Below are 5873 nucleotides of genomic sequence, written 5' to 3'. Positions count from 1 at the left end.
GCTACGCGGGACTGCGTCCCGATCTCGCCCAAGTGGGCCCACCACTTGGGCTCGTCGCGCCTTGCACTCGACGCAAAGTCCTCGGTGATCATCCGCGCCCCCTCATGAAATATCCGGGCTAAGCGTTCAATAGCTCCACCGCCAGTTGGCGCTGACGACGCTCGAAGTCGGCGTCCTCGGCGAGCTGCTCATCATCCAGTTCGGCCCATTCCGGATGCGCCCGTGCAGCACGCAGTTCCGCCGGTAGCCCCTTAGCCCATAGTTTCTCTGCCTGCAGCAAGGGCGCCTCGATCGGCTGCACCGCGCCATGCCCACGCCCTTCCAGGGCACGGATCAGGGCCAGCGAACGGCCGGCCAGGTGACGCAACACGCGATCATCAACCGTCAACTCCAGCCGGCCGCGCAAGCGCCCCAGGGCGCGTCGACCGTAGTGGCGCCCGGCCTGCAGGCCAGCGCCGAGCACGGCGCCAATGCCCGCTGCGGCGCCCAGGCTGATGCCGGCCGTCATCAGGTCGACACCCACGCCGACCGCGGCTCCGGAGGCGGCGCCGGAACCAAGTCGACTGCCCAGCTGTTTCAGAGCTTCGGCGGCAAACAGATCGGCCTCGAACCGGCCATCGATCAAGGGCAACTGCTGGGCGTTGCAGGCCGCCGCTTCGAACTGGAACAGGGCGAGCAGGCCTTGAACCAGCCCCGCCTCGCGGCCGCGCACCCAATCGGTCAGTTCAGTCAGAGCCTGCCGTTCCTCGACCGCGCCGGGCGGCGTGGCCTGGCGTCGCGCGGCCACCTTGAGCAGCACGGCCGCCGCCTGTCGTGCAGCCTGTCGGCGGCGCAGCTCGGCCTGCTGCTGGCGAGACTCCACCAGGCGTTGAAGCGCGGGCTGGCCCTTGTCGAGCAGGGTGGCGAGCGCTGAATACAGACGCCGCTCGGCATCGGCCTCCGGGGCCACCGAATCGAACTGCACTTGGGCATGCAGACCGGCCCGTCGCAGCACATCGATCCACTGCGGTCGGTGATTGGGCTCGGCGGCAACAAAATTGAGCACCGGCAACAGAGGGCGCCCAACGCTGGCGAGCAGCTGCAACTCATCCCGATGCTTGGCCAGTACCGGGTCGCGGAGATCGATCACCACCAGACCGGCGTCGCTCTCGGCCAGCTGCGCCAGCACTTTGGCCTCTTGCTGAAAGCGTTTGCTTGCCGCTTCGCTGTGCAGGAAGCGGCGCAGACGCTCCGGACCATCAATGCGCAGCTTTTCTTCGCGCTGCGCCTGCTCGGCGATTGCTTCGAGCAGTTCAAGCAAGGCGATCGGTTCCTCCAGCCCCGGGGTATCGAACAGGTCGACCACCGGTTCGCCCTCCAGCAGCAAGCGGCAGCCCAGGACATCGCGGGTGGTGCTGGGCCGACTGGAAACCTCACCGAAACCCGGATCGCGACTCAGAGTGCGCAGCAAGGATGTCTTGCCGACATTGGTGTGCCCGACCACGGCCAGCTTGAGCGGCTCAGTGCTCATCATCGTCACCTTCCAGCCAGTGCCTGGCCTGCTCGGCATCCTGTAGACAATGCTCGGCTGGCACACCGATCGCCTGCAGTTCTTCCAGCCAGGCCTGCAGTCGCTCGCTGCAGGCCGGCTGCAGCAAGCCGATCCGCAGCTGCGCCGTATGCGGCGAGATCTCGGACAGAAAACCCAGGCTGCTGCGATCGGGCGAAAGTCGCGGGTCGAGCACGAACAGTAACCGGCTGGCCGGGGTGGCGCGCAAACGGCGCAGCATCAGCGCGCGCTCTTCGCGCGATTCAACCCGCTCGATAGCCAGATCATTGTCCATCCACAGCGCTGGCGGATCGCACTCCAGGCACAGCACCAGTCGTTCGTCTTCGCCCGCACTGGCCGCCCGCGCCCTGGCCACTTGAAAGCGCGGCAACACAGGTGCAACGGCATGTTGTGGTTGCAAACGTTGGTGACTCGGGGACAGGCGCTCCAGCAGGCTCAGGTAGTAAGGCAGGGACAGATCCAGGGCCAGCCTTCGACGCTGCCAGAGTAGACACCCGCCACTCACCAACAGCGCCAGCAGTCGCGGCAGCAGCCCATAGCCCAGCAGCATGCCCAGGCTCCACTCGGCCCAGCGCTGTGCGACCTCGGCACTGCCTTCTGGCTGCACGGCACTGGCGGCAACTTGCGCCGCATCGGGTACCGCAAAGCCGAGTTGAGCAGGCCAGATCGCCAACCGGTCGATCAGCTGCGGCAGCCACTGCGGGGCCAGCAAGGTGGTTTCCCAGACAAAGTCATAGCGCCGCAACGAGAAGGCGAAGGCCAGGCCGAGCAGCGCGCCGCCGAGCCAGGCCAGCCACAAGGCATGACTTAGCAGACTGAACCCCCAACGTGGCAGACGGTTGCCGCGCAGCAATCCGGCACTGGCGGTCCACAGTTGTTCGGCATTGGCGATGCCGGCCCAACGCAGGGCCAGGGCGGCCAGCCAGCGCGGCAGCCGCGGTCCGGAGCGCTGCTCGGACGGGCGCCACAACAGGCTGAGCAGCCACAGCAGCAGCATCAGACTGGGCAGGCCGAGCAGACTGCCGACCAGCCACAGCACATTGGCCGGCCGCGCGCCCTCACCCAGTACCAGGCTGGCGCTGCCGGCTCCAGCCAGTAGCACGACCACGAAGACCAGCGCACCGATCCAGCGCAAGCGGGCAATCAAGCGGGCCTCCCAGCCTGCGCCCCAGCGCGCCGCCGCCAGTGCGTCGGAGCGGGCCAGAATCTTGCTTACAGGACTCGATGACAAGCCACGCAACCGGGCAACCAAGGCCTGATCATCGGCGCGCAATCCACGGCGCTCCTCCAAACGCTGGTACTCGCAGGCAATCAAGGACAACAGGCTCACGAGGCGACACAACTCCCTTTGGCTGCACAGGACGATATCAGGGCCGCTATGCAACCACATCCAAAGCAGGACATCTCTGGCCTCCGCGAGGTCGCGCTCCACAGAGATCCGCAGTCAGCGTATGCTGGCCACATCGCACTCAGATGGTGCAATTACCGTGAATGAAACGCACCTTTTTGATGCGCTGGCGACGCCGCTGCTGCAGGTCGGCGCAGACGATCGGGTCAGCTGGGTCAACATCGCAGCCGGCAGCTGGCTTGGGCTTGGCCTGCGTCGAATCATCGGTCATTCGGTCAACCTGCTGGCCGGGCCGGAAGCCGATCTGGCCGCGCTATGTGCCCGGGCACGGGCCAAGCCCGATGGCGTGCGCGCCCAGCGCGTGCAGTTCGGCCCCGACCAGAGCCAGGCCCGCTATGCCCATGTGCTGGCCAGTGTGGTCGACGATCAGGTGCAGCTGGAGCTGCATCCGATCGAAGAGTTCTCCGGCCCGGACCCGGCCCTGCTCCTGCCCGGCGCCCTGGCTGCGGCACTGAAGGGCCTGGCCCATGAGGTCAAGAATCCGCTGGCTGGCCTCAAGGGCGCTGCCCAGCTGCTTCGAAGGCGGGTCACCGATCCCGATGGCGAACGCTACCTGGAGGTGATTCTGGCCGAAACCGACCGCCTGTTTGGTCTGGTGCAGCGCCTGCTGGAGCCGGCTCCTGCCTCGCCGCATGCGCCGATCAATATCCACCACCCGGTCGAACGCGTACGCCTGCTGGCCGAAGCTGAGGCCGGCTGGTCGGTGCGCCTGGTGCGCGACTACGATCCCTCCTTGCCCGAGCTTTCTGCCGATGCCGACCGCCTGACCCAGGCCATCCTCAATCTGGTGCGCAACGCCCTGCAGGCCGACGCCACCGAAGTAAAGCTGCGCACCCGCGCCGAGACCAATGTAGTGATCGGCGACGTCGCCCATCGCCTGGCGATCCGCGTGGAAGTGATCGACAACGGCCATGGCGTGCCGGAAGAACTGGCCGAGCGGATCTTCCTGCCCCTGGTCACCGGCCGCGCCGAAGGCACTGGCCTCGGTCTTGCATTGGCCCAACAAGTCGCGCGCGAACACGGCGGCTCACTGAGCTTCCGTTCGCGCCGTGGACATACGGTTTTTACCTTGTTGTTACCCCTAAGCCGGGATTCGGGATTCGGAATTGGGGATTCGGAAGGAGACGCTTCGGCATGATCGATGACTTATTTGCACCATGGAGACTCGGGCTGGCACCGCTAACTGCGAATCCCGAGTTCCGAATCCCGACTCGCGGCGCCGCCGAAGGCAGCGCGCATGGCTGACATCTGGGTGATCGACGACGATCGTTCGGTGCGTTTCGTGCTGGCTGAGGGCTTGCGCGAGGCGGGCTATTCGGTGCGTGAGTTCGAGGGGGCGCGCAGCGCGCTGGCCGCCTTGCATACCAGTACGCCTTCGCTGGTGTTCACCGATGTGCGAATGCCGGAGATGGATGGGCTGGGACTGCTCGATGCCTTGAAGTCGCGGCGCAAGGATCTGCCAGTGGTGGTGATGAGCGCCTATACCGATATTGCCAGTACCGCCGGCGCCTTCAAGGGCGGGGCGCACGATTACCTTAGCAAGCCGTTTGACCTGGATGCCGCGGTGGCGATGGCCACTCGCGCCCTGGAGCCTAAACGCCGACCGCCGCCGGAGCCGTCGGTGCCAGCCCCCACCGACGCCCCCGAGCTGGTCGGCGAAACCACCGCCATGCGCGAATTGTTCCGCGCCATCGGTCGGCTGTCGCAGGCACCGCTGGCGGTGTTGATCACCGGCGAAACCGGCACCGGCAAGGAACTGGTGGCGCGTGCATTGCATAGCCATTCGCCGCGTGCGGCACAGCCCTTCGTAGCACTGAACACCGCGGCGATTCCGGCCGAGCTGCTGGAATCCGAGCTGTTCGGTCACGAAGCCGGCGCCTTCACCGGCGCCCAGCGGCGGCATTCCGGCCGCTTCGAGCAAGCCAATGGCGGCACCCTGTTTCTGGACGAGATCGGCGATATGCCGCTGCCGTTGCAGACCCGTCTGCTGCGCGTGCTGGCCGAGGGCGAGTTCTTTCGCGTCGGTGGCCGTGAGTTGATTGAAGTCGATGTTCGGGTGATCGCCGCTACTCATCAGGATCTGGAAACCCTGGTCTCGCAGGGCCGCTTCCGCGCCGACCTGCTGCACCGCCTTGATGTGGTTCGCCTGCGTCTGCCGGCGCTGCGCGAGCGGCGCGACGATGTGCCGCTGTTGGCGCAACGCTTCCTGGTCCAGGCCTGCCGACAGCTTGGCGTCAGCAACAAGCGCTTCGATCCGCGCGCCATGCAGCGCATGCAGCGTCACGACTGGCCGGGCAATGTGCGTGAACTGGAAAACCTCTGCTGGCGCCTGGCCGCATTGGCGCCCGACGACATGATTCAAGTGCACGATGTGGAGTCGGCCATGGAGGGCGGCACGGTCAATGCCCGCCCGGCGGCGCCGGGCGAATCGGGCAAGAGCGACTGGGAAAGCCAGCTACGCCAGTGGAGCGACCGCGAGCTCGCCGCTGGCGGTGAGAACCTGTACGAGCAGGCCCACCAACGTTTCGAGCGCATCCTGATGGAATCAGCACTGGATGCCACGGGCGGCCATCGCCAGGAAGCCGCGCGCCGGCTCGGTCTTGGCCGCAACACCCTGACCCGCAAGCTCGGCTCGTCAAGAAAGCGCCGCTCTTCGTAGGCGGCGTCGTTGGCGCAGCAACCTTGAACGCTTCGAGTGGGCTAACCCGGATATTTCATGAGGTCGCGCCGAAAGATCCGGCAATTCCAAGCGGGGCGAGAGTTTCGACCGATGGTGTTGAGATAACAGAGTGCTCGCGATCTTTCGGCGCTGGCACGGCCCTCATTCGGCCGCTGCGCGGCTACGCAGGGCATTCGCCCTGAGGTCCTTTGCGCCGATTGCCGCGTTGTTCGGCTGCTACGCAGCAACGGCTACTT

4 protein-coding genes are annotated in these 5873 nt (G+C 66.2%); 2 read left to right on the top strand and 2 right to left on the bottom strand.

Features of this window, described 5'->3' with window-relative positions:
* Positions 1-118 precede the first annotated feature (118 nt).
* Both IFO71_RS21170 and IFO71_RS21165 read right to left on the bottom strand, forming a co-directional pair.
* A complete protein-coding gene (locus IFO71_RS21170; RefSeq protein ID WP_225444858.1) occupies positions 119-1510 on the bottom strand; it encodes a GTPase/DUF3482 domain-containing protein in 1392 nt (463 codons plus the stop codon).
* A complete protein-coding gene (locus IFO71_RS21165; RefSeq protein ID WP_192031683.1) occupies positions 1500-2879 on the bottom strand; it encodes a DUF2868 domain-containing protein in 1380 nt (459 codons plus the stop codon). The genes IFO71_RS21170 and IFO71_RS21165 overlap by 11 nt, the downstream gene beginning before the upstream one ends.
* 121 nt (positions 2880-3000) lie before the next feature.
* On the opposite strand from IFO71_RS21165, the gene IFO71_RS21160 reads away from it, so the two are divergent.
* Together IFO71_RS21160 and ntrC are read left to right on the top strand one after the other, a co-directional pair.
* Entirely contained in the window at positions 3001-4095 is a 1095-nt protein-coding gene (locus IFO71_RS21160) for a two-component system sensor histidine kinase NtrB (protein WP_192031682.1), read from the top strand.
* Between the two features lie 99 nt (positions 4096-4194).
* The gene (ntrC, locus tag IFO71_RS21155; RefSeq protein ID WP_192031681.1) at positions 4195-5616 is read left to right on the top strand and encodes a nitrogen regulation protein NR(I); all 1422 of its coding nucleotides are present in this window, start codon (positions 4195-4197) and stop codon (positions 5614-5616) included.
* Positions 5617-5873 lie beyond the last annotated feature (257 nt).

Origin of the sequence: Pseudomarimonas arenosa, from assembly GCF_014841215.1 — a bacterium.
Lineage (GTDB): Bacteria > Pseudomonadota > Gammaproteobacteria > Xanthomonadales > Xanthomonadaceae > Pseudomarimonas > Pseudomarimonas arenosa.
Note: the sequence above shows the minus strand (reverse complement) of the source record. Positions and strands in the feature narration are given on the sequence as shown.